Annotated in this window: 20 protein-coding genes; 17 read left to right on the forward strand and 3 right to left on the reverse strand. The window is 72.0% G+C overall.

Going from position 1 to position 20,094, the window contains the following annotated elements:
- Nucleotides 1-236 precede the first annotated feature (236 nt).
- From KKZ08_RS22145 to KKZ08_RS22185, 9 genes are all read left to right on the forward strand, one after another.
- A complete protein-coding gene (locus KKZ08_RS22145; RefSeq protein WP_223776119.1) occupies nucleotides 237-965 on the forward strand; it encodes a hypothetical protein in 729 nt (242 codons plus the stop codon).
- Nucleotides 966-982: 17 nt separating this feature from the next.
- Nucleotides 983-1,846 (forward strand): hypothetical protein, encoded by an 864-nt coding sequence (locus KKZ08_RS22150; protein WP_223776120.1) that lies wholly within the window; start codon nucleotides 983-985, stop codon nucleotides 1,844-1,846.
- Nucleotides 1,843-3,153 carry an ATPase, T2SS/T4P/T4SS family gene (locus KKZ08_RS22155; protein WP_127912108.1) on the forward strand — a complete coding sequence of 437 codons (1,311 nt, stop codon included), beginning with the start codon at nucleotides 1,843-1,845 and terminating at the stop codon, nucleotides 3,151-3,153. The genes KKZ08_RS22150 and KKZ08_RS22155 overlap by 4 nt, the downstream gene beginning before the upstream one ends.
- A gap of 7 nt (nucleotides 3,154-3,160) precedes the next feature.
- Nucleotides 3,161-4,204 carry a type II secretion system F family protein gene (locus KKZ08_RS22160; protein WP_223776121.1) on the forward strand — a complete coding sequence of 348 codons (1,044 nt, stop codon included), beginning with the start codon at nucleotides 3,161-3,163 and terminating at the stop codon, nucleotides 4,202-4,204.
- Nucleotides 4,201-5,130 carry a type II secretion system F family protein gene (locus tag KKZ08_RS22165; RefSeq protein ID WP_223776122.1) on the forward strand — a complete coding sequence of 310 codons (930 nt, stop codon included), beginning with the start codon at nucleotides 4,201-4,203 and terminating at the stop codon, nucleotides 5,128-5,130. The genes KKZ08_RS22160 and KKZ08_RS22165 overlap by 4 nt, the downstream gene beginning before the upstream one ends.
- Nucleotides 5,131-5,194: 64 nt before the next feature.
- A complete protein-coding gene (locus KKZ08_RS22170) occupies nucleotides 5,195-5,446 on the forward strand; it encodes a hypothetical protein (RefSeq protein WP_223776123.1) in 252 nt (83 codons plus the stop codon).
- A 107-nt stretch (nucleotides 5,447-5,553) separates the two neighbouring features.
- A complete protein-coding gene (locus KKZ08_RS22175; RefSeq protein WP_223776124.1) occupies nucleotides 5,554-5,931 on the forward strand; it encodes a TadE family protein in 378 nt (125 codons plus the stop codon).
- Nucleotides 5,931-6,389, forward strand: a complete 459-nt coding sequence (locus tag KKZ08_RS22180; protein WP_223776125.1) for a TadE/TadG family type IV pilus assembly protein — start codon at nucleotides 5,931-5,933, stop codon at nucleotides 6,387-6,389. The genes KKZ08_RS22175 and KKZ08_RS22180 overlap by 1 nt, the downstream gene beginning before the upstream one ends.
- Nucleotides 6,386-6,850, forward strand: coding sequence for a pilus assembly protein TadG-related protein (locus KKZ08_RS22185; RefSeq protein ID WP_223776126.1), 465 nt, complete (start codon nucleotides 6,386-6,388; stop codon nucleotides 6,848-6,850). The genes KKZ08_RS22180 and KKZ08_RS22185 overlap by 4 nt, the downstream gene beginning before the upstream one ends.
- 11 nt (nucleotides 6,851-6,861) lie before the next feature.
- On the opposite strand, the gene KKZ08_RS22190 is transcribed toward KKZ08_RS22185, so the two are convergent.
- Entirely contained in the window at nucleotides 6,862-7,239 is a 378-nt protein-coding gene (locus KKZ08_RS22190; RefSeq protein WP_223776127.1) for a hypothetical protein, read from the reverse strand.
- Between the two features lie 226 nt (nucleotides 7,240-7,465).
- On the opposite strand from KKZ08_RS22190, the gene KKZ08_RS22195 reads away from it, so the two are divergent.
- From KKZ08_RS22195 to KKZ08_RS22220, 6 genes are all read left to right on the forward strand, one after another.
- Complete coding sequence (locus KKZ08_RS22195; RefSeq protein WP_223776128.1) at nucleotides 7,466-10,516, forward strand: bacterial transcriptional activator domain-containing protein; 3,051 nt, start codon at nucleotides 7,466-7,468, stop codon at nucleotides 10,514-10,516.
- An 8-nt stretch (nucleotides 10,517-10,524) separates the two neighbouring features.
- Nucleotides 10,525-11,253 carry an A24 family peptidase gene (locus KKZ08_RS22200; RefSeq protein ID WP_223776129.1) on the forward strand — a complete coding sequence of 243 codons (729 nt, stop codon included), beginning with the start codon at nucleotides 10,525-10,527 and terminating at the stop codon, nucleotides 11,251-11,253.
- Between the two features lie 71 nt (nucleotides 11,254-11,324).
- Entirely contained in the window at nucleotides 11,325-12,539 is a 1,215-nt protein-coding gene (gene mqnC / locus KKZ08_RS22205) for a cyclic dehypoxanthinyl futalosine synthase (RefSeq protein ID WP_223776130.1), read from the forward strand.
- Between the two features lie 7 nt (nucleotides 12,540-12,546).
- The gene (locus KKZ08_RS22210; RefSeq protein WP_223776131.1) at nucleotides 12,547-13,146 is read left to right on the forward strand and encodes a hypothetical protein; all 600 of its coding nucleotides are present in this window, start codon (nucleotides 12,547-12,549) and stop codon (nucleotides 13,144-13,146) included.
- A gap of 191 nt (nucleotides 13,147-13,337) precedes the next feature.
- Nucleotides 13,338-14,033, forward strand: coding sequence for a demethylmenaquinone methyltransferase (locus KKZ08_RS22215; RefSeq protein WP_223776132.1), 696 nt, complete (start codon nucleotides 13,338-13,340; stop codon nucleotides 14,031-14,033).
- A 134-nt stretch (nucleotides 14,034-14,167) separates the two neighbouring features.
- On the forward strand, nucleotides 14,168-16,618 hold the full coding sequence (locus tag KKZ08_RS22220; RefSeq protein ID WP_223776133.1) for a zinc-ribbon domain-containing protein: 2,451 nt from the start codon (nucleotides 14,168-14,170) through the stop codon (nucleotides 16,616-16,618).
- Between the two features lie 48 nt (nucleotides 16,619-16,666).
- Here KKZ08_RS22220 and KKZ08_RS22225 read toward each other — a convergent pair whose 3' ends face one another.
- A complete protein-coding gene (locus tag KKZ08_RS22225; protein ID WP_223776134.1) occupies nucleotides 16,667-17,209 on the reverse strand; it encodes a GNAT family N-acetyltransferase in 543 nt (180 codons plus the stop codon).
- Between the two features lie 97 nt (nucleotides 17,210-17,306).
- Between KKZ08_RS22225 and KKZ08_RS22230 the strand changes: the two genes are divergently transcribed.
- On the forward strand, nucleotides 17,307-18,593 hold the full coding sequence (locus KKZ08_RS22230; protein ID WP_223776135.1) for a geranylgeranyl reductase family protein: 1,287 nt from the start codon (nucleotides 17,307-17,309) through the stop codon (nucleotides 18,591-18,593).
- Between the two features lie 104 nt (nucleotides 18,594-18,697).
- On the forward strand, nucleotides 18,698-19,027 hold the full coding sequence (locus KKZ08_RS22235) for a putative quinol monooxygenase (RefSeq protein WP_223776136.1): 330 nt from the start codon (nucleotides 18,698-18,700) through the stop codon (nucleotides 19,025-19,027).
- Between the two features lie 101 nt (nucleotides 19,028-19,128).
- On the opposite strand, the gene KKZ08_RS22240 is transcribed toward KKZ08_RS22235, so the two are convergent.
- Nucleotides 19,129-19,956, reverse strand: a complete 828-nt coding sequence (locus KKZ08_RS22240) for a C40 family peptidase (protein WP_223776137.1) — start codon at nucleotides 19,954-19,956, stop codon at nucleotides 19,129-19,131.
- Nucleotides 19,957-20,094 lie beyond the last annotated feature (138 nt).

Consider the following 20,094-nt stretch of genomic DNA (forward strand, 5'->3'; position numbering starts at 1 on the left):
CAGGGCAAGAACCGCATCGCGAGCAACCCGCCCGGATTGCGCGCGGATAACGATGAGAGGTGTGAGCTTCGCGATCTTTAACACGCCTTGAGGGGCTTATGTGCTGCTGATACGGTGCGATGGCTTGACACTGAGCCTGGGGCTGAATAGCCCGCCCGAGGCGGGGCGAGAGAGTCGCGAGTGTCACAAATGACGGAAATTGACCGAGTCTTCTTGGGCGTGCGGGGAGCAGTTGCGTGAAGATCCAGGAGCGTATGGGGGCGGGCAACAGCCGTTCCTCCGCACCGGTTCAGCCGGCGGTCGGTGAGCGCCTTCCCGCGCCGCCTCGCGAGCGCAAACCGGCACTTGCCGCACTGGCCGTCCTCCTCATCCTCGTCGGTGCGCTCGGCGCCACCGTGCTCGTGCTGCGCGCCGGTGACCGGATCGAGGTCGTGAAGGTGACGAAGGAGATCCCGGCGGGCGAGTCGGTCGCCGAGGGCGTGAACATCACCTCTGTGATGGTCGCCGAGGACACCTCCATCAACTACGTCAAGTGGGAGCAGCTCGAGGCCCTCACCAAGCTGAAGGCCAAGAGCACCATCCCCAAGGGCGCTGTCGCCGTCGGCGAGATGTTCGGCGCCAAGGAGACCCTGCCCGCGGGCAAGGCCTCCGTCGGCCTCGCTCTCAAGGAGGGCCAGTACCCCGCCGACCTGAAGAGCGGTGACACCGTCGCCGCCTACCCCGTTCTCTCCGGCACCTCCAGCGGCAAGGGCTCCACGGGCAGCGGCGGCTCCAGCTCCGGCGGCGGTACCCCGCTCGTCGCCGCCGCCAAGGTGAGCAAGGTCAGCAGCAAGAGCGACGCCACCGTGAGCACCGGCAACCAGAACATCACCCTCCTCGTCCCGCAGGAGGAGGTCGCGGCCCTGGCGAGCGCCGCGTCCGAGGGCAAGGTCGTCGTCGTACGCGTCACCGGCAACGGCAACTAGAAGCGAGTAGAAGAGACATGGCGCTCATCGCTCTCGCCGCCGACAAGGGGTCGCCCGGCGTCACCACCGCCGCCGTCGCGCTCGCCGCGGTCTGGCCGCGCCGCGTACTGGTCGCGGAGACCGACCCCGCGGGCGGCGACCTGGTCTACCGCAGCGCCGCCGCGCACGGCGGACCGCTCAACCCCAACACCGGCATGCTGTCCATCGCGGCCACGGCGCGCCGCGGCCTCGTACCCGACCAACTCTGGGACCACGTACAGCCCTTGAGCGGCGGCCTCGAAGTGCTCGTCGGGCTCGGGGTCGCCGAGCAGGCGGCCGGTCTCGCCGGGCTCTGGCCGACCCTCGGCCGCGCCTTCTCCCAGCTCGCCGACTCGCCGCACGCGCCCGCCGACGTCATCGCGGACTGCGGGCGCGTCAGCGGCGACACCCCGGCCGTCGAACTCTTCCCGCAGGCCGCCCTCGTCCTGCTCGTCTCGCGCACCGAACCCGAATCGCTGGCCCGCGTACGTGACCGTGCCGCGGCCCTCGCCGCCAAGCTGCACGGCGGCTCGCGCGGCGCCGCCTCGCTCGCGACCCCGCTCATCGGCGTCCTCCTGATCACCGACCCGTCGACCTCGGCCAAGCTGGTCCACCAGGTCAACGACATGCTGGTGGCCGCGCAGACCGGCGCCCGCGTCGTCGGCACCCTCGCCGACGACCCGGCGGGCGCCGACCAGCTGGCCGGGCGCAAGCGCGGACGGCTCGACAAGTCGCTGCTCATCCGCTCCGCGCGCAAGGTGACCGTCGACCTGTACCAGCAGTACGGCGCCGCCTGGACGAACCCCGTCGCGCAGCAGCCCGCCCGCGCCACCCAGCAGCCGCAGCCCGGAGCGGGCCGATGAGTACGCCCGTCGACCACCAGCTGGTGAAGCGGTTCCGGCAAGAAGCCGGTGACCGCATCGCCGAGCAGCGCCGCCTCGACCAGATATCCGGCGTCACCCCGATGTCGGGCGAGGACGAGCGGCACTACGCCCGCGCCGTCATCGCACAGATCCTGGAGGAGTATGCGCGCGCGGAGATCAACGCCGGGCGCACCCCGCTCGACGCGGAGACCGAGGAGCAGTACGCGGCCGCCGTGCACGCCGCGCTCTTCGGCGTCGGACGGCTGCAGCCGCTGCTCGACGACCCCGAGGTCGAGAACATCGACATCAACGGCTGCGACCAGGTCTTCGTCGGATACGCCGACGGCCGGGAGACCAAGGCCGACCCGGTCGCCGAGACCGACGAGGAACTCGTCGAGCTCATCCAGGTCCTCGGCGCGTACTCGGGTCTGTCCTCGCGCCCCTTCGACTCCGCGAACCCGCAGCTCGACCTGCGGCTGCCGGACGGCTCGCGTCTGTCGGCGGTCATGGACGTCACGCGCCGCCCCGCCCTCTCCATCCGCCGCGCCCGCATGGGCAAGGTCTTCATGTCGGACCTGGTCGGCAACGGCACGCTGACCCCGGAGATCGGCCACTTCCTCGCCTGCGCGGTCCGCGCCCGCAAGAACATCATGATCGCGGGCGCGACGAACGCCGGTAAGACGACGCTGCTGCGCGCCCTCGCCAACGAGATCCCGCCGCACGAGCGTCTGGTGACCGTCGAACGCGCCCTGGAGCTCGGCCTCGACCAGTTCGCCGACCTGCACCCGAACGTCGTCGCGTTCGAGGAGCGGCTGCCCAACTCCGAGGGCCAGGGCGAGATCTCGATGGCGGAGCTGGTGCGCCGCTCGCTGCGCATGAACCCCTCGCGCGTCATCGTCGGTGAGGTCCTCGGCGACGAGATCGTGACGATGCTGAACGCGATGTCGCAGGGCAACGACGGCTCGCTCTCCACGATCCACGCCAACAGCTCCAGTGAGGTGTTCAACCGTATTTCCACGTACGCGTTGCAGGCGTCCGAGCGGCTGCCCATCGAGGCGAGCCAGATGCTCGTCGCGGGAGCGGTCAACTTCGTCGTCTTCATCCAGCGGCGCAACAACTACCAGTCCGGCGGCAAGCTCCAGCGCATGGTGACCTCGATCCGCGAGGTCAACGGCGTCGACGGCCGCGTCCTGTCCAGCGAGGTCTTCGCGGAGGCCCCCGACGGACGGGTCGTCGCGCACGCGCCGATAGCCTGCATGGACGACCTGGCGGCGTTCGGTTACCGGCCCGCCGGGCAATGGGGGTGAGCACGACATGAACACGCTGGACTCGCAGGCCGTGGGATCCCTCGGCGCCATGGGCGGCCTCTTCTCGCTGCCCGTCCTGTACGCACTGGGCTGCGGTGTCGCCGCGGGCGGCGGCCTCGCGCTCCTCGCCATCGCGATCCGCGGCCTGCCCGCCAAGCCCGCCCACGAGAAGCACAAGGCGAGCGAGCGCGCGAGCGAACTGATTCGGTTCGCCGGCCGGCGTGGATCCCTCGCGGCCGGTGTCGGCCTGGTCGTCCTGCTCCTCACCCGCTGGGCGGTGGCGGGCATCGCCGCCGGCATCCTCGTCTTCTTCTGGGACAAGCTCTTCGGCGGCGCCGCCGAGGAACGGGCGCAGATGAAGCGGGTCGAGGCCCTCGCCGCCTGGACGGAGTCGCTGCGCGACACCATCGCGGGCGCGGTCGGCCTGGAGCAGGCCATTCCCGCTTCCGCCCGTGCGGCGGCGCCGGTGCTCCGCCCCCACCTGGACGCCCTGGTCGACCGGCTGCGCGCCCGCACCCCGCTGCCCGAGGCCCTCCAGATCCTCGCCGACGAGATCGACGACGCCTCGGCCGACATCATCGTCGCGGCGCTCATCCTCAACGCCAAGCTGCGCGGCCCCGGCCTGCGCCAAGTCCTCGGCGCGCTCGCCAAGTCGGCGCGCGAGGAGGTCGACATGCGCCAGCGCGTCATGGCGCAGCGCGCGTCGACCCGCCGCTCGGTGCAGATCGTGGTGGCGGTGTCGGTCGCCTTCGTCCTCGGCCTTTCCATCTTCAACCGTGAGTTCGTCGAGCCGTACGGCACGCCCGTCGGGCAGCTCGTGCTCGCCATGGTGTGCGCGCTGTTCGCGCTCGGCTTCTGGTGGCTGCGGAAGCTGTCGACGGTGGAGACGCCGGACCGCTTCCTGGTCAAGGACGAGCCGGGCGTGCAGTTCGTCCGCCCGAGGGGCCCGGCCGCCGCCAACGACCAGACGCCGCAGCCGGGTCAGCAGGGGCTGCTGGGCCAGCAGGGGCTGCCGGGCTACACCAACTCTCCCGAGGGGGTACGTCGATGAGCCTGACGACGCCGATCGTGATCGGCGCGGTCCTCGGCCTCGGTGTCTTCGCCCTCATCCGCGCCCTGATGCCGTCGAAGCGCAGCGCGGTCGCCACCGTCGCCCGCATCGACGCGATGCGGGCGCGCGGCGCGGCGTACGAGTCGCACCGGGCCACCTCGGACACCGAGAAGCCCGGCCGCATCGGGTCGATGCGCACCCGCGTCGGCATGCGCGTCGCGGAGTTCTACCTCCAGCAGGGGTGGGAGCAGCGGTCGCTGCGGGCCGACCTCGCGGTCCTCGACCGCAGCTGGGAGAAGTTCCTCGCGACGAAGGTGCTCCTCGCCGCGGTCGGCGTCTTCTTCGGCCCGTTCCTCTTCGCCGTCGTCTACACGCTCGGCCTCGGCCGCAGCCCGATCATCCCGGTCTGGCTCGCGCTGATGTTCGGTGCGCTCTTCTTCTTCCTGCCCGACCTGGAAGTACGCAGGGACGCGGCGGACAAGCGGCGCGATCTGCGCCGCGTCATCGGTGCCTATCTGGACCTGGTGTCGATGAGCCTCGCGGGCGGCCGCGGCCTGCCCGAGGCGCTCATGGCGGCGGCGGAGGTCTCCGACGGCTGGGCGACGCAGCGCATCCGCAGCGCGCTGGCCGACGCCCGCATCACCGGTGTCAGCCAGTGGCAGGCACTCGGCGCGCTCGGCGAGGAACTGGGCGTCGAGGAGCTGAAGGACCTGTCGGCGTCCCTGGCGCTGGTGGCGGACGACGGCGCGAAGGTACGCGAGTCCCTCGCCTCCCGCGCGGAGACGATGCGGCACCGCGAGCTGGCCGAGATCGAGGGCAGCGCCGGCGAGAAGTCCCAGTCGATGCTGGTCGCGCAGCTGCTGCTGTGCGCGGGGTTCCTGGTCTTCCTCATCTTCCCGGCGGCGATGCGCGTGTTCCAGGTCTAGCGGCGCCGGCGACAACGGGGACCGGCGCTTCTTCCCCCCACCACTCCTGAGAGGACAACTCACCATGAACGGACGGAACTTCGGCACCGGCAACCCGGGCCTGGACTTCGTGATCACCTTCCTTCAGGGCCGCGTGCAGCGTGCCCGCTCCGGCGAACTCGACCGCGGTGCGTCCGCGGTCGAGTGGGTCATCATCTCGGCGGTCGTGGTGGCGATCGTGGGCGTGGTGGCCGCGGTCATCAACGAGGCGCTCGACTCGGGCGCGAAGAAGGTCGGCAACTGCATCAAGGGCGCGGACGCGGACAGCACCTGCTGACCGCGGCCCGACCAAGGACGACGGGGGTGCACATGCGGGGAACGCCGGGCATACGCGGATTCGTACGCCGCAGGGTGGAGGCAGCCTCCGCCCGCGGTGAATCCGGCATGACCGCGATCGAGTTCGTGCTGCTCACCCCGGTGCTGTTCTTCATGATCTTCGCGACGGTGCAGTTCGCGCTGTACTTCTTCGCCGATCACGTCGCCCAGGCCGCGGCGCAGGCGGGCGCCCGCAAGGCCCGCGCCACGGCCGACGAGAACCCCGGCGGCTGGCGGGGCGAGGCCCGTGACGTGGCCGACGCGTACATCCGCCAGCTCGGCCCGAAGCTGGTGCTCGGCCCGGAGGTGAAGACCGTCCAGCCGGAGCAGAACACGGTCGGCGTGGAGGTCACCGCGCGGATCCCCACGGTCTTCCCGGGGCTCGACCTGACCGTGCACGCACGGTCCGCGGGACCGGTGGAGCGGTTCGTGGAGGAGGCCGGCTGATGCGGGACGTACGGGACGCGTGGGCAAAGGCGCGTACGGCGGTGCGGGAGCGCCGCCGCCGCGACGACCGGGGCCTTTCGACCGTCGAAGTGGTGATCCTCGCCCCGGTGATGATCCTCTTCATCCTGGTCCTGGTGGCCTTCGGCCAGCTCGTCGAGGGCCGGGGGGCCATCGACGGTGCGGCGCGCGACGCGGCCCGCGCCGGGTCGATCCAGAAGGAGCACGGGACGGCGCTGGCCGAGGCGCGCAAGGCCGCGGCGGCCGACCTCGCCGACGTGTGCTCGGGCCCGGTCTCGGTCGTCCAGAAGAGCACCGGCTTCGACGAGAAGGTCGACCCGTTCTTCACCGTCGAGGTCAGCTGCGAGGTCAAGGGCCTTGCCATGCTGGGCCTGGACGTCCCGACGACATTGGAGGCCACCTTCAGCTCGCCGCTGGACCCGTACCGGAGGTCGGCGTGAGACGCCGTTTCGTCGTACGCGACTGGTTCGCGGCCCGCCGCGCGCACCTCGACGACCGGGGCTCGGGCGCCGGGGCCGTCATCGTCTTCGCGCTCGTCTTCCTCACGCTGTCGGCGTTCGTCATCGACGGCGGCCTCTCCATCTCCAAGCGGGAACGCGCCGCGGACATCGCGGAACAGGCCGCGCGCTACGCCGCGCAGGACCTCGAACTGGAGGACATCTACGAGGGCGCGAAGGGAGCGCCCATCAACTACGAGAACTGCGCGGCCAGGGTCAGGGCCTTCGTCGAGGAGGTGGGCCTCAAGGGCGCGGACGTGGCCAACACCCAGTGCGTGACGGCGAACCCGCAACAGGTCGAGGTCGAGGTCCAGATGACCTACAGCCCTGTGTTCACGGGCATGTTCTACGGCGGCGACGTGACGGTGAAGGGCAGGGCGGTCGCGGAGAACGAGGTGGGCTGAGGCCGCCGCGGCTACTTGCCGCCGCCCTCGCCCTTCCCGTCACCCTTACCGCCCTTGCCCCCCTTGCTGCCCTTGCCCTCGTTCACCTTCACCGCGTCGTTGACGGCCTTCGTCAGGTCGTCGTCCAGCTTCTTGAACTCGCGTACGACGGCGTCGGACAGGTCCGCCAGCTGGTCCAGCTGCTGGCCGATGTCCTCGCGGCCGTCCTCCCAGTTGGACTCGAAGTCGTCGAGGGCGTCGTAGACACCACCGTCGCCGATGTCGTCGCGGTAGGACTCGAAGATCTTCTTCGTGCGGTTCATGCGGGTCTTGATGGAGCGCAGCCGACTGCCGTAGTCCTCCAGATCCGTGAGCGGGATCGTGAGGTCGCTCTTGCCCTTGCCACCCATGTCCGTCTCCCCCCGAGCAACTCGCTCTGGCCGTGCGTCGCGGGCCGCCATCATGCCGCACGCCATGATGGCCGATGAGCGCCGCGCGGGCACACCCGATCCGTACCGGAACTGTGACGGCCACCCTCGATGCGGGTGACGCACCTTCCGTACCATCACCTCAGTACTCCCGCCCGACACGTCACTTGCCCATCCACTCCTCCCACAGGACACCAGGACACCCGCCATGGCGCGCACCACCTCACGCTCGACGAGCCCGCCTGACCCGCAGTCGCCGCGGAACCGGACGCCGCAGCCCCTGCCGAGGCGCGGGCGTACCGTCGGGGACTTCGTCAAGGCCTTCCTCGCCTTCGTCGCGTTGGCCGTGCTCCTGGTCGGCGTGCCCGCGGCGCTCGTGCTGTTCGTGGGGTGGCCGCTGCCGGGCGGGGCGCCCTCGCTGAGCTGGTTGCAGCGGGAGATCACCGTCGGCACGTTCATCAACGTGCTGACCGTCGTCGTCTGGTTCGCCTGGGCGCAGTTCACCGCCTGCGTGCTCGTGGAGATAAAGGCCGCGCTGTCCGGCGTAGGGATCCCGAGCCGGGTGCCCGGTGCCGGTGGCAGTCAGATGCTCGCGCGGCAGCTCGTCGCCGCCCTGCTCCTGGTGGGCGCCACCGCCGCCAGCTTCGCGCCCGGGCTCTCGCAGTTCGGGCAGTCGCTGGAGGGGAACCAGAAGCCCGGGTCCGCCGCGAGCGCCCAGCAGACCCCCGGCCTCTTCGGGCAGGGCCAGCAGTCCGCCGCGTCCGCCGCCGACGCGCTCGCCGCGCAGGCCGAGCAGGCCGCCGCGCACGCCGAGGGCGGCGGAAGCGCCAAGGACGGCGACACGAAGTACTACCGGATCCAGCCGCCCGAGGGCCGCCACCACGACTCCCTGTGGGAGATCGCCGAGCGGCACCTGGGCGACGGCCGCCGGTACAAGGAGATCTACCAGCTCAACAAGGACCGCGAGCAGCCCGACGGTTCGAGGCTCTCCGAGGCCAGCCTCATCCGGCCCGGCTGGATCATGGAGATGCCCGCGGACGCGCACGGCGGCGAGCTCGTCGAGATGCCCCACGAGGCCCCGAAGGTCTCCGAGGACGTCAAGGAGCAGATCTCCGACTACTCCAAGACCGGCGACCAGCGGCAGGGCGGCGGTCAGGAGCAGGGCGGCGGCAGCTCCGTCGACCGCGACACCGCGCACATCGTCCTGCCCGAGCAGCGGCCCTCCGCCCCCGGCAAGCCGGCCATGCCGCAGGCCCCGGCCACCCCCGACACACCCGCCGCCGAAGCCCCCGAGGCTCCCGAAGGCCCCGCCGCCACCGACGGCGGCCAGTCCGAAGGCTCCGGCTTCGGGCTGCCGGAAGCCCTCCTCGGCGCGCCCCTCCTCGCCGCCGGCCTGCTCGGCGCCCTCGGCCGCCGTCGCCGCCACGCCCTGTGGCAGTCGGCCATGGGCGCGGTCGGCGGGCGCCGCGGCATGCAGCCGCGGACCCCGACCGGGGACGCCGCCGACGCGCACGACGCGCTGCTCGTGGGCGCCGACCCCGAGGGCGTACGCCTGCTCGACCTCTCCCTGCGCGGCCTCGCCGCCTCCCTCGCCGCGGAGAACCGCGAGCTGCCGACCGTGTACGCGGCCTGGCTGACCAACGGCGACCTGCACCTCCAGCTCGCCCAGCCCGCCGGACGCCCGCCCGCGCCCTGGCAGTTGGGGCAGGACCAGACGTTCTGGGTGCTGGCGCGCACCGACGCCGAGCGGTACGAGGACGTGGACACCGCCGCGCCCTACCCGGGCCTCGTCAGCCTCGGCACTCTCGGTGCCCCCGAGGAATCGCGGCTGCTCCTCAACCTGGAGTCCGTGCCCGGCATCGTCTCGCTGAGCGGCAGCGAGAGCGACCGCGCCGCCGTCTTCGCCTCGGTCGCCGCCGAACTCGCCACCAACGGCTGGTCGGACCGCATGACCATCACCGTCGTCGGCTTCGGTCAGGACCTCACCCCGCTCGCGCCCAACCGGCTGCGGCACCTCGAAGACGTCGAGGCCCTCCTGGAGACCATGGAGGCCGAGACGCGGCAGCGGCGCGGCGCGCTCGGCGCCGCCGGGCACGACTCCGTGCTCACCGGCCGCACCGGTCCCGCCCGGCACACCCGCTGGGCCCCGCACCTCGTCCTGCTCGCCGCCGAACCGACCGGTGAGGACGCCGTCAAGCTCGCCGAACTCGCCGCCGACGCCGGCCGCCTCGGCATCGGCTACCTCGTCGGTACGGAGTCCGGGAACCTGCCCGGCGCCGCCTGGGAGATGGAGATCACCGGCGCGGGCAAGCTCCTCGCGCCCCTGCTCGGCCTCGAACTCCAGGCCCAGACGCTGCCCGAGGCCCAGCAGCGGGCCGTGGTCCGGCTGTTCACCGAGGCGGACCCGGAGAGCGGCTCCGGCCCCACGGGCCCCGACGACGGGCCCACGGGCGCCGCGCCGCCGTTCCTCGTCGACGTCACCGAGCAGGGGCGGCCCGCGGTCTACGCCCGCCTCGTCGGCACGTACGAGATCATCGGCCTCGACACGCCGGACGGCGAGCGCAGCGCGCTGATGCACGAGGCCCTCGCCCTGCTGCTCCTGCACCGCGAAGGGGTGCACCCCCGGGTGCTGGCCTCCGCGCTGTGGCCGCGCGGCGTCACCGACGACGTGCGCGACGCGCTCGTCGAGCGGCTGCGCGAATGGCTCGGCACCGACCCCGACGGATCGCCGCGGCTGCGGGCCGACCAGCGGGGGCGGCTCACGCTCGCCAAGTCCGTCGTCTCGGACCTGGACGTGCTGCGCTCGCTCTACCACGAGGCCACGCAGGGGCGCGGCGCCGGCAACCGCGCCGTGCGCGGGCGGATGCTCACCGACGCGCTGGTGCTCGTCCGCGGACCGCTCCTCGCCGACCGGCCGCAGGGCCGCTACGCCTGGCTCACGCACGAGATAATCGACGCGCAGCTGCCGTTGCTCGTCGCCGACATCGGGCTCGCCCTCTGTGAGTTCCACCTGGAGAAGGGGCGGGCCCAGAAGGCGATCGAGGCGTTGAACGCCGCGCTGGGCTCCGCGCCGGGCGACGAGCGGCTCTGGAACGAGCTGCTGCGGGCCACGGCCGCCACGGACGATTCCGCCCGGCTTCAGCAGGTGGCGGCGGATCTGCTCGCACGGAGCGGGGCGCGGGGGCTGCCGCCCCGTACGGAAGCCCTGCTGGACGAGCTGCTTCCGGCCTGGCGCAGCGGGGTCTCGGCGGCGGGGTGACGGGCGACGTGGACGTCTCGCTCGTGCTCCTCGCCCTCGGCGGCGCGCTCTGGGGCGCCCTCACCGGCGCCCTCGTGCCCCGCGCCGCCTACCGCCTCTCCGTCCCGCCGGACGACACCTGGCGAGGCGAGTGTCCTGAGGGGCACCCCCTCGGCGGCTGGCTCGGGCTCGCGCGGTGCGGGCACGGGGACCGTTACGGGCCCCGCACCGCCCTGGTCACCGCGGCCACCGCGGCCGTCTGCGCCGCCCTCGCCCTCACCACCGGCCCCCGCCCCGAACTCGCCGCCTGGCTGCTGCTCGCTCCCGTCGGCGTCCTCCTGACCGTCGTCGACTTCGGGGTGCACCGGCTGCCGGACGTCCTCACGCTGCCGCTCGCCGGGGCCGCGCTCGCGCTGCTCGGGGGCGCCGCGCTGCTGCCCGGGCACGGCGGCTCGTGGACCGGGGCGCTGTACGGGGCGCTCGCGCTGGCCGGGGCGTACTTCGTGCTCTTCCTGATCAACCCCAACGGCATGGGGTTCGGTGACGTGAAGCTCGCCCTCGCGCTCGGGGCGGCGCTCGGCTGGTACGGCTGGGGCGTGCTGCTGCTCGGCACCTTCGCCGGGTTCCTGCTGGCCTCGCTGTACGGCATCGCGCTCGTCGCGGCCCGCCGCGCGGGGCGCAAGACGGCGATCCCCTTCGGGCCCTTCCTGCTCGGCGGCGCCTTCGCGGGCGTGCTGCTCGGGGCGTACACCGCCTGACGTCAGGGCCCCGGAAGGGCTGGCGTACGCTGGCTTGGTCTGTCCACAACCCTTACGAAAGGGACGTCCCGGTGACCGAGAAGGCCGACCTCACGTCGTTTGATGTCACAGCCGTCCTCGACCGTGCCGCCGCAGGTGGGCGGATCACCCCCGAGGAAGCGCTCGTCCTCTACCGGGACGCCCCGCTGCACGCGCTCGGCGCCGCCGCCGACGCCATCCGCCGCCGGCGCTACGCCGGTACGGAGCACATCGCGACGTACATCATCGAGCGCAACATCAACTACACGAACGTCTGCGTGACGGCGTGCAAGTTCTGCGCCTTCTACGCCGCCCCCAAGGACACCAAGAAGGGCTGGAGCCGCGACCTCGACGACATCCTGCGCCGCTGCGCGGAGACCGTCGAACTGGGCGGCACCCAGATCATGTTCCAGGGCGGGCACCACCCGGACTACGGCGTCGAGTACTACGAAGAGCACTTCTCCGCCATCAAGAAGAACTTCCCGCAGCTGGTCATCCACTCCCTCGGCGCGTCCGAGGTCGAGCACATGGCCCGCATCTCCAAGGTGTCGGTGGAGGAGGCCATCCAGCGCATCAACGCCGCGGGCCTCGACTCCTTCGCGGGAGCGGGCGCCGAGCTGCTCCCGGCCCGCCCGCGCAAGGCCATCGCCCCGCTCAAGGAGAGCGGCGAGCGCTGGCTGGAGATCATGGAGACGGCGCACAACCTCGGCGTGGAGTCCACGTCCACCATGCTCATGGGCACGGGCGAGACCAACGCCGAGCGCATCGAGCACCTGCGGATGATCCGCGACGTGCAGGACCGGACCGGAGGCTTCCGGGCCTTCATCCCGTACACGTACCAGCCCGAGAACAACCACCTCAAGGGCCGCACGCAGGCGACGATCTTCGAGTACATCCGCATGATCGCGATCGCGCGGATCTTCCTCGACAACGTCGCGCACATCCAGGGCTCCTGGCTGACCACCGGCAAGGAGGCGGGCCAGCTGACGCTGCACTACGGCGCGGACGACCTCGGCTCGGTGATGCTGGAGGAGAACGTGGTCTCCTCGGCCGGCGCCAAGCACCGCTCGAACCTCCGCGAGATGATCGAGATGATCCGTACGGCGGACCGCGTGCCGGCCCAGCGCGCCACGACGTACGAGCACCTCGTGGTGCACGACGACCCGGCGAACGACCCGGTCGACGACCGCGTCGCCTCGCACATCTCGTCCACCGCGATCGAGGGCGGCACGGCACACCCCGAGCTGAAGCTCCTCGCCACGAACTGAGGCCCTGTTGCTCACCCTTCACGTCGCCGAGCACTCTCCGGAGGCGGCGGTCCTGGCCGACGGGGCGGTCGTCGCCGCCGTCGGCCCGTACGACGAGCTGGCGGCGGCACACCCGGCGGCCCGCGTCCGCCGCTGGCCCGGCATCCTGACCCCCGGGCTGCTCAACCCGTACGGCCCCGAGCTCCTGGAGGCCACGTACCACCCCGATCCGCGCGAGGCCGACCGCCTGGGCACGGAGCCCATCGGCGGGGAGCGCGCCCGGGCGATCTTCCGCGCGGACCCCTCCCGCGTCGGCGCCGGCGCGCGGCGCGGGGTGCAGCGGCTGCTGGCCCACGGCACGGTGGCCGTCGCGGGCGAACTCCGCGCCCGCCCCGTCATCGACGCCGTACGCAGGGCGGGCCTCGCGGTGGGCCAACGCCCGCCGAGGCTCCCGGGCCCCGCGTCCCTCTCCCCGACCCCCTTGATCCTGCTCCCGCCCTTGACCCCGGGCGCCCCGGCCCGCTTCGCGGTCTTCGCCGTCCAGAGCCGCCGGTCCTTGGTGACCGAGGGCGCGTCGACCTGCGTGGCAACGGTCATCGCAGGCCGCTTGGTCTACCGAGCCCGTTGACGTCCGTACGAAGAGGGGCCCCGTCAGGGGCGCGGGGAACTGCGTGAGCAACCCAAAACACACCCGCACCCGCCGCCCCGCCCCCAGCCCGGCAGACGCCTTCGCGAAGACAGCCCGCCGCAGGCGAAAACCACCCCCGGGCGACCAAGGCCCCCGCCAATAAAGAAGACCGGCCTGACACAATAGGCCGGGTGACCCGCGCATCCTTGGACAAGCAGCCCCACGAAGTCGCCACGATGTTCGACGACGTCGCGGAACGATACGACCTCACCAACGACGTGCTCTCCCTCGGCCAGACCCGCCTCTGGCGCAAGGAGGTCGCCAAGGCCGTCGACGCGCGCCCCGCGCAGAAGGTCCTGGACCTCGCCGCGGGCACCGCCACCTCCTCCCAGCCCTTCGCGCAGGCCGGCGCGTACGTCGTGCCCTGCGACTTCTCGCTCGGCATGCTCCGGGTCGGCAAGGAGCGCCACCCCTGGATGCCGTTCACGGCGGGCGACGGGACGAAGCTGCCGTTCAAGGACGACACCTTCGACGCCGTCACCATCTCCTTCGGGCTGCGCAACATCCAGGACACGGACCTCGCGCTGCGCGAGCTGTACCGCGTGACGAAGCCCGGCGGCCGGGTCGTGATCTGCGAGTTCTCCAGCCCGACCTGGGCGCCGTTCAGGACCGTCTACACCGAGTACCTGATGCGGGCCCTGCCGCCGGTCGCCCGCGCCGTGTCCTCCAACCCCGACGCGTACGTCTACCTCGCCGAGTCGATCCGCTCCTGGCCCGACCAGCCCGCGCTCGCCGCGCGGCTGAAGGACGCGGGCTGGTCGAAGGTGGCCTGGCGGAACCTCACGGGCGGCGTCGTGGCGCTGCACCGAGGCTTCAAGCAGGGCTGAACCGGGCCGGACCGGGAACCGGCCACCGGCCAAGATGTGTCCGTTGCTACGACCCCCGACAGAACTTATGCGGTTCTTATAGGGTCGGTCCTTCCCGCTCGTGGGTGAACTCCTGGACTGTGACGGAGCGTTTGATGGCGTCGTACTGCCCGCACTGTGGGGCATCAGCCCCAGATGAGGCCCGCTTCTGCATGAAGTGCGGGAAGGAACGCCTCCCGGATCCGCCCGTTCCGGACACCCCGCCCGCCCCGGCGGAGGCGCCCTCGGAACCACGGCCTCCCGCGTCTCCGCCCCCGCCCGCCTACACCCCGGCCCCGGCACCGGCCCCCGCGGCCACCGCCCCCTCTCCCGTCGGCGCCTTCTTCGGCCGTACGTTCCGCGGCGACTGGGCCGGAGCCGCGCAGGCCGCGCTCTGGCCCTTCGCGCTGCTCCTGATCGGCGGTCTCTCCTTCGCCATCCCGTCGTACGGCCAGGGCGACGAGCCGGTCGCCGGCTTCACCGACCGGCTGCGGATCGCCCTCGCGCTGCTCCTCCAATCGGTGGGCGGTGGCTTCGATGTGACGGGCCATGAGCAGCGGCGGCCGTCCTTCGGCGATTCCGACGGCTTCGGCACGGGTTCGGACGGCCTGGGCACGGGCGGCCTCGGCTCGGGCGGCCTCGGCTCCGACTCCTCGGCGGCCACGCTCGAAGGCACGGCCTCCCTGCACATCGTCCCGCTCACCGTGACCGCGCTGTGGATCGTGGCGCTCCTCATCGGCGTACGCGTCCTGCGCAACCGCCTCCTCGCACGCGGGTACGGGCACCAGGGCGGCGGCACGGCCGGGCTGGAAGCGGCCGTACGGGTCTCGCTGCTGGCGACCGCGGGCGTCCTGGCGCTGTCCCTCTTCGCGCAGCCCGAGATCGAGGGCGTCGAACTGTCGTCGTCCCCGGTGCTCGCCGCGCTCGGCGCACTGGGCATCGCGCTCGTCGTCTCCTACGGGGTGCTGCACCGCGCAGACCCGCTCCAGGTCGCCGCGCGGCCCGGCGTGCAGGCCGCCTTCCGGGCCGTGGGCACCGCGCTGCGGGCCCTGGCCGTCGTCCTCGTGCTCTGCGCGGTCGTCGCCTTCGTCAGCCTGGCGCAGGTCGACGACCTGGCCGAGGTCTCCGACCTCGACGACGACGGCGTCTCGCCGCTCCTGGTCGCGCTGCTCATCCTGCCGAACCTCGCGGTCGCGGCGCTCGGCATCAGCTGGGGCGCGGGGGTCGAGGCCTCCGTGCGAGGCAGCGGCTCGCTGTACGGCGGCCGGTCCGAGAGCGAGACCTTCGGTCTCTCCGAACTGGGCGACGTCACCAACGACTGGGCGATCGTGGGCGCGTTGGCGCTCGGCCTCGTCTGCGCGCTGACGCTCGGCGTCCTCGCCGCGCGGCGCTGCGCGAGCCGGGGAGAGCAACTCCTGTGCGCGGGCGTCTTTTTCGGGCTCGTCCTGCTGCTCGCCGCGGCAGGCGGTCTCGGCGTCGAGGCGTCCGGCGCGGTCACCGGCGAGTCGGGATTCGGCGGGGCCGGTGGCAACGGCGGCATGGAGATCGGGCTCAGCGTCCCGGAGGTGCTGCTCTTCGGACTGCTGTGGATCTTCCCCGCCGCGCTGCTCGGGCCGTACCTGCTGCGGATGTCGGGGCAGAGCGGTGCCCCCGCGGCGCCCGCGTACGCACCGGCGGTGCCACCGGTTCCGGGGGCCCCGGCCGGAACGGCTGCCTCCGAAGCCGCCGCGCTGGTCACGCAGTCGGCACCCACCGGCCCCGCCACGCCTCCCGCCCCGGGCACGCCCGTCCACACGTACGGCCCCCACGCCGTCCAGCTCGCCCCGCAGCCCCCCGCCGCCGCCAAGCCGCGCGGCCGGGCCGGAGTCTGGGTGGCCACGCTCGCCGGGGCCTTCCTCATCGGCGGTGGCGCGACGGCCGGCGTGCTGGTCTGGCAGGACAACGACGGCGGTAAGGCGGACAACGCCGGAAAGGACGACAAGCCCTCCGTCAGCCGGTCCGAGGAGCCGAGCCAGGAGCCGGGCCGGTCCACTTCGCCGACCACGCCGGACCAGGAGCCGAGCGACAGCGCGAACCCCGCCGGCGGGACCGACGGGACCGAGATCCCCAAGGGCTCCGAGCGGGTGACGGACTCCGAGGGGTTCTCCTTCGCCGTCCCCGAGGGATGGACGCGGCAGTCCGTGGACCCGGAGCGGCCCGGACAGATCACGTACGCGGGGTCGACCGGGCGGGAGGAGTTCCTCGTCGGCGTCGTGAGGGACGCGCCCTACACCTCGTACGAGAACTTCACGAACATCGAGAAGCACACCAAGTCCGCCCCGGACAAGTCGGACTACCAGCGGATCCGGATGGAGCGGAACACCTTCCAGGGGCAGGACGGCGCGATCTGGGAGTACACGTACACCGACGAGGCGGACCGCACGATCCACGCCGTCAACCAGAGCTACATCGCAGAGGACGGCACCGAGTACGCCATCCAGCTCTCCTGGCGCGAGGACTTCTGGCCCGCGGGCGAGGGCGCGAAGACGCACCGGACCGCGCTGAAGACCTGGCGGCTCACGGACTGAGGCCGAGGAGCGGGGGACCCGTCACCGGGAGGGGTCCCCGCGCGCGCTCTACAGGGCGAGCCGGAAGCAGTACGCCGCGCGCCGCTCCTCCGCGCCCGCCCCCGGCATCGTGAACGTCTCGCCGAGCTCCATGCCGAGCCGCCGGGTCACCGCGACGGAGCGCTCGTTCCCGGCGGCGACCATCGCCACCACGCTCGGTACTCCCGCCGCCCGCAGCCGCTCCAGCGTGGCGTGGGCGGCGGCGGTCGCGTACCCCTTGCCCCAGGCCGCGCGCCCCAGCCGCCAGCCGATCTCGATCTCGCCGGTCGGGCCCCAGGGGCGGGTCCAGGGCTGGGCGCCCGCGAAGCCGACCGGCTCCCCGGTCCCGTCCAGCAAGGTCCAGAAACAGAACCCCAGTTCGGCGTCGTGTCTGCGCTGCCGCGCGGTCAGCTCCTCGTACACGGACAGCTCCGCGGGCACGCCCCCGAGGAACTCCATCACCTCGCGGTCGCGGAAGAGCCGGTGCCAGGCGAAGGCGTCCTCATGGGTGGGGACGCGCAGCCGCACCTCGGGGAGGTGCAAGGCGGGCAGGGTCTCGGTCTGCTCGGTCACAAGTGGCCCTTCGGCTGGCTGGTGAGTACCGCCTCATAGACTGCCCATATCCCGTGCCGGTCGGCACATAGATTTCGAGCCCTGGGGAGAACCCGCCGTGACCGAGCCCCTCTCCGAACACTCAGCGGACGTCATCGTCGTCGGAGCCGGGCCCGCCGGTTCGACGACGGCGTACTACCTGGCGAAGGCCGGACTCGACGTCCTCCTCCTGGAGAAGACCGCCTTCCCGCGCGAGAAGGTCTGCGGCGACGGGCTCACCCCGCGCGCCACCAAGCAGCTCGTGTCCATGGGCATCGACATCTCCGAAGAGGCGGGCTGGCTGCGGAACAAGGGCCTGCGCATCATCGGCGGCGGCATGCGGCTCCAACTGGACTGGCCCGAACTCGCCTCCTACCCCGACTACGGCCTCGTACGGAAGCGCGACGACTTCGACGAGCAGCTCGCCCGGCAGGCGCAGAAGGCGGGCGCGCGGCTGTACGAGCGGTGCAACGTGGGGGAGCCGGTCATCGACGACCGCACCGGCCGCATCACCGGCGTGCACGCCAAGCTCGGCGAGGAGAAGACCCCGGTCACCTTCCACGCCCCGCTGGTCGTCGCGGCCGACGGCAACTCCTCGCGGATCTCGCTCGCCATGGGCCTGCACCGCCGCGAGGACCGGCCGATGGGCGTGGCCGTGCGGACGTACTTCACCTCGCCCCGCCACGACGACGACTACCTGGAGTCCTGGCTGGAGCTGTGGGACCGCCGCGGACCCGGCGAGGACCGGCTCCTGCCCGGCTACGGCTGGATCTTCGGCATGGGCGACGGCACCTCCAACGTCGGCCTCGGCATCCTCAACTCCTCCAAGGCCTTCCGCGAGCTCGACTGGCGCGAGGTCCTCAAGGCGTGGTGCGCCTCGATGCCGGAGGACTGGGGGTACACCCCGGAGAACATGACGATGCCCATCCGCGGCGCCGCCCTGCCGATGGCCTTCAACCGCCAGCCGCACTACACCAAGGGCCTGCTCCTGGTGGGTGACGCGGGCGGCCTGGTCAACCCGTTCAACGGCGAGGGCATCGCGTACGCCATGGAGTCCGGCCAGATCGCGGCCGACGTCATCGTGCAGGCACACGCGCGTGCCACCCCCGCCCAGCGGGAACGGGCGCTCCAGAACTACCCGCAGACCCTCAAGGACGTCTACGGCGGCTACTACACGCTGGGCCGCGCCTTCGTGAAGCTCATCGGCAACCCGAAGGTCATGAAGATCGCGACGCAGCGCGGTCTGACCCATCCCATCCTGATGAAGTTCACGCTGAAGATGCTGGCGAACCTCACCGACCCGACGGGCGGCGACGCGATGGACCGCATCATCAACGGCCTGAGCAAGGTGGCGCCGAAGGCGTGAGACCGGGGCGCGGGGCGGGACGCGGCGCGGGCAGGGGAGCGGTGCCGTCCGCGTCCGCGAGGTCTGATTTGGCCGTAGTGTCGGACACGAGGCACGCTGGCCCCATGATTTTCATCGCCGTCAAGTTCACCGTCCGCCCCGAGCACGCCGACACCTGGCTGGAGCGGACCGCCGAGTTCACCCGGGCCACGCGCGCCGAGCCCGGCAACCTCTTCTACGAGTGGTCGCGCAGCGTCGACGATCCGAACCAGTTCGTGCTCCTGGAGGCGTTCGCCTCATCCGAGGCGGGCGCCGCGCACGTGAACTCCGACCACTTCAAGGCCGGCATGGAGACGATGGCCGAGGCCATCGCCGAGGTCCCGCAGATCATCAACACGGAGATCGAGGGCGACGACTGGTCGCGGATGGCGGAGCTGTCGCCGAAGAGCAACTAGCCGTTCGCCTCTGGAACGGCTGTACGGCCGCCCGAGGGCACGCCAAGGGCCGGAACCCCACCCGGGGGTTCCGGCCCTTGGTGCGTCGCTCTAAGGGGCCGTCAGAGGACGCGCACGGCGCCCGAGGCCGGGTAACCCGACAGGTCCTGGATGACAACGCCCTTGCTGGGGTTGGCGGCGTCCAGGTACTGGCCGTTACCGATGTACACACCGACGTGGTACGCGGAACCGGCGCCACCCCAGTAAAGGATGTCGCCCACCTGGATGTTGGAGAGCGAGACCGGCGTACCGGCGACCGACTGGTCCTGCGAGACGCGCGGAAGGTCCACGCCCGCCTGCTTGAACGCGGCCTGCACGAGGCTGGAGCAGTCCCAGGCGTTCGGGCCCGAGGCACCCATCACGTAGGCGTCGCCGAGCTGCGCCTTGAGGAAGCTGATGACCGTGCCGACGCTGCCGCTGGCCGGGGCGACCGAGTCGGAGGCGGAGGCGGTGGCGCCGGAACCGGACGTCGACTGGGTGGAGAGCGTCGTGCGCTCGGTGGCACGGGAGGCGCGCTCCTCCTCGGCCTTCTTGGCCGCGGCGGCCTTCGCCTTGCGCTCGGCCTCGGCCTTCTTCTCGGCCTTCGCCTGGTCTTCCTTGGCCTGCTTGGCGGCCTTGGCGGCGGCGGCGTCCTGCTCGGCGCGCGACTCGTAGGAGTCGGCGGCCTGCTGGGTGGCGTCCGCCGACTGCGCGATCTGTGCGGACAGATCAGCGGTCAGGGTGGGCATTTCGATGGTCTCGGACACCGGCTCGGCCGCGTTCGCCGTACCGGCCGCCGCGGCCACTGCCAGGGTGCTGAGGACGCCACCGGCAACTCCTGCGCGCAGGGCGATCTTGGAGGCGCTGCGACGGGGCTTCCGGTGGCTGGGTATGTGAGCGGTGTGGGACATGAGAACAACCGCTATCAGGGACTCGCGGTTCCCTTCAAGAAACGTGTGGTGCGCCACAGTTGCCGTTCCGCGGCCCGAATCCCGGGCGTGTCGCTCTTTATTGACGCCGTAACGGGCAATGCGGACACGGTCGATCAC

The sequence above is a fragment of the Streptomyces sp. 135 genome, from assembly GCF_020026305.1.
In the GTDB taxonomy this organism is placed as follows: domain Bacteria; phylum Actinomycetota; class Actinomycetes; order Streptomycetales; family Streptomycetaceae; genus Streptomyces.

Excerpts from the sequence above, each read along its gene's own strand:
- KKZ08_RS22150 (WP_223776120.1), top strand. The coding sequence starts at position 983 with ATGGCGCTCATCGCTCTCGCCGCCGACAAGGGGTCGCCCGGCGTCACC.
- KKZ08_RS22155 (WP_127912108.1), top strand. The coding sequence starts at position 1,843 with ATGAGTACGCCCGTCGACCACCAGCTGGTGAAGCGGTTCCGGCAAGAA.
- KKZ08_RS22160 (WP_223776121.1), top strand. The coding sequence starts at position 3,161 with ATGAACACGCTGGACTCGCAGGCCGTGGGATCCCTCGGCGCCATGGGC.
- KKZ08_RS22165 (WP_223776122.1), top strand. The coding sequence starts at position 4,201 with ATGAGCCTGACGACGCCGATCGTGATCGGCGCGGTCCTCGGCCTCGGT.
- KKZ08_RS22170 (WP_223776123.1), top strand. The coding sequence starts at position 5,195 with ATGAACGGACGGAACTTCGGCACCGGCAACCCGGGCCTGGACTTCGTG.
- KKZ08_RS22175 (WP_223776124.1), top strand. The coding sequence starts at position 5,554 with ATGACCGCGATCGAGTTCGTGCTGCTCACCCCGGTGCTGTTCTTCATG.
- KKZ08_RS22180 (WP_223776125.1), top strand. The coding sequence starts at position 5,931 with ATGCGGGACGTACGGGACGCGTGGGCAAAGGCGCGTACGGCGGTGCGG.
- KKZ08_RS22190 (WP_223776127.1), bottom strand. The coding sequence starts at position 7,239 with ATGGGTGGCAAGGGCAAGAGCGACCTCACGATCCCGCTCACGGATCTG.
- KKZ08_RS22195 (WP_223776128.1), top strand. The coding sequence starts at position 7,466 with ATGGCGCGCACCACCTCACGCTCGACGAGCCCGCCTGACCCGCAGTCG.
- KKZ08_RS22220 (WP_223776133.1), top strand. The coding sequence starts at position 14,168 with ATGGCGTCGTACTGCCCGCACTGTGGGGCATCAGCCCCAGATGAGGCC.
- KKZ08_RS22235 (WP_223776136.1), top strand. The coding sequence starts at position 18,698 with ATGATTTTCATCGCCGTCAAGTTCACCGTCCGCCCCGAGCACGCCGAC.
- KKZ08_RS22240 (WP_223776137.1), bottom strand. The coding sequence starts at position 19,956 with ATGTCCCACACCGCTCACATACCCAGCCACCGGAAGCCCCGTCGCAGC.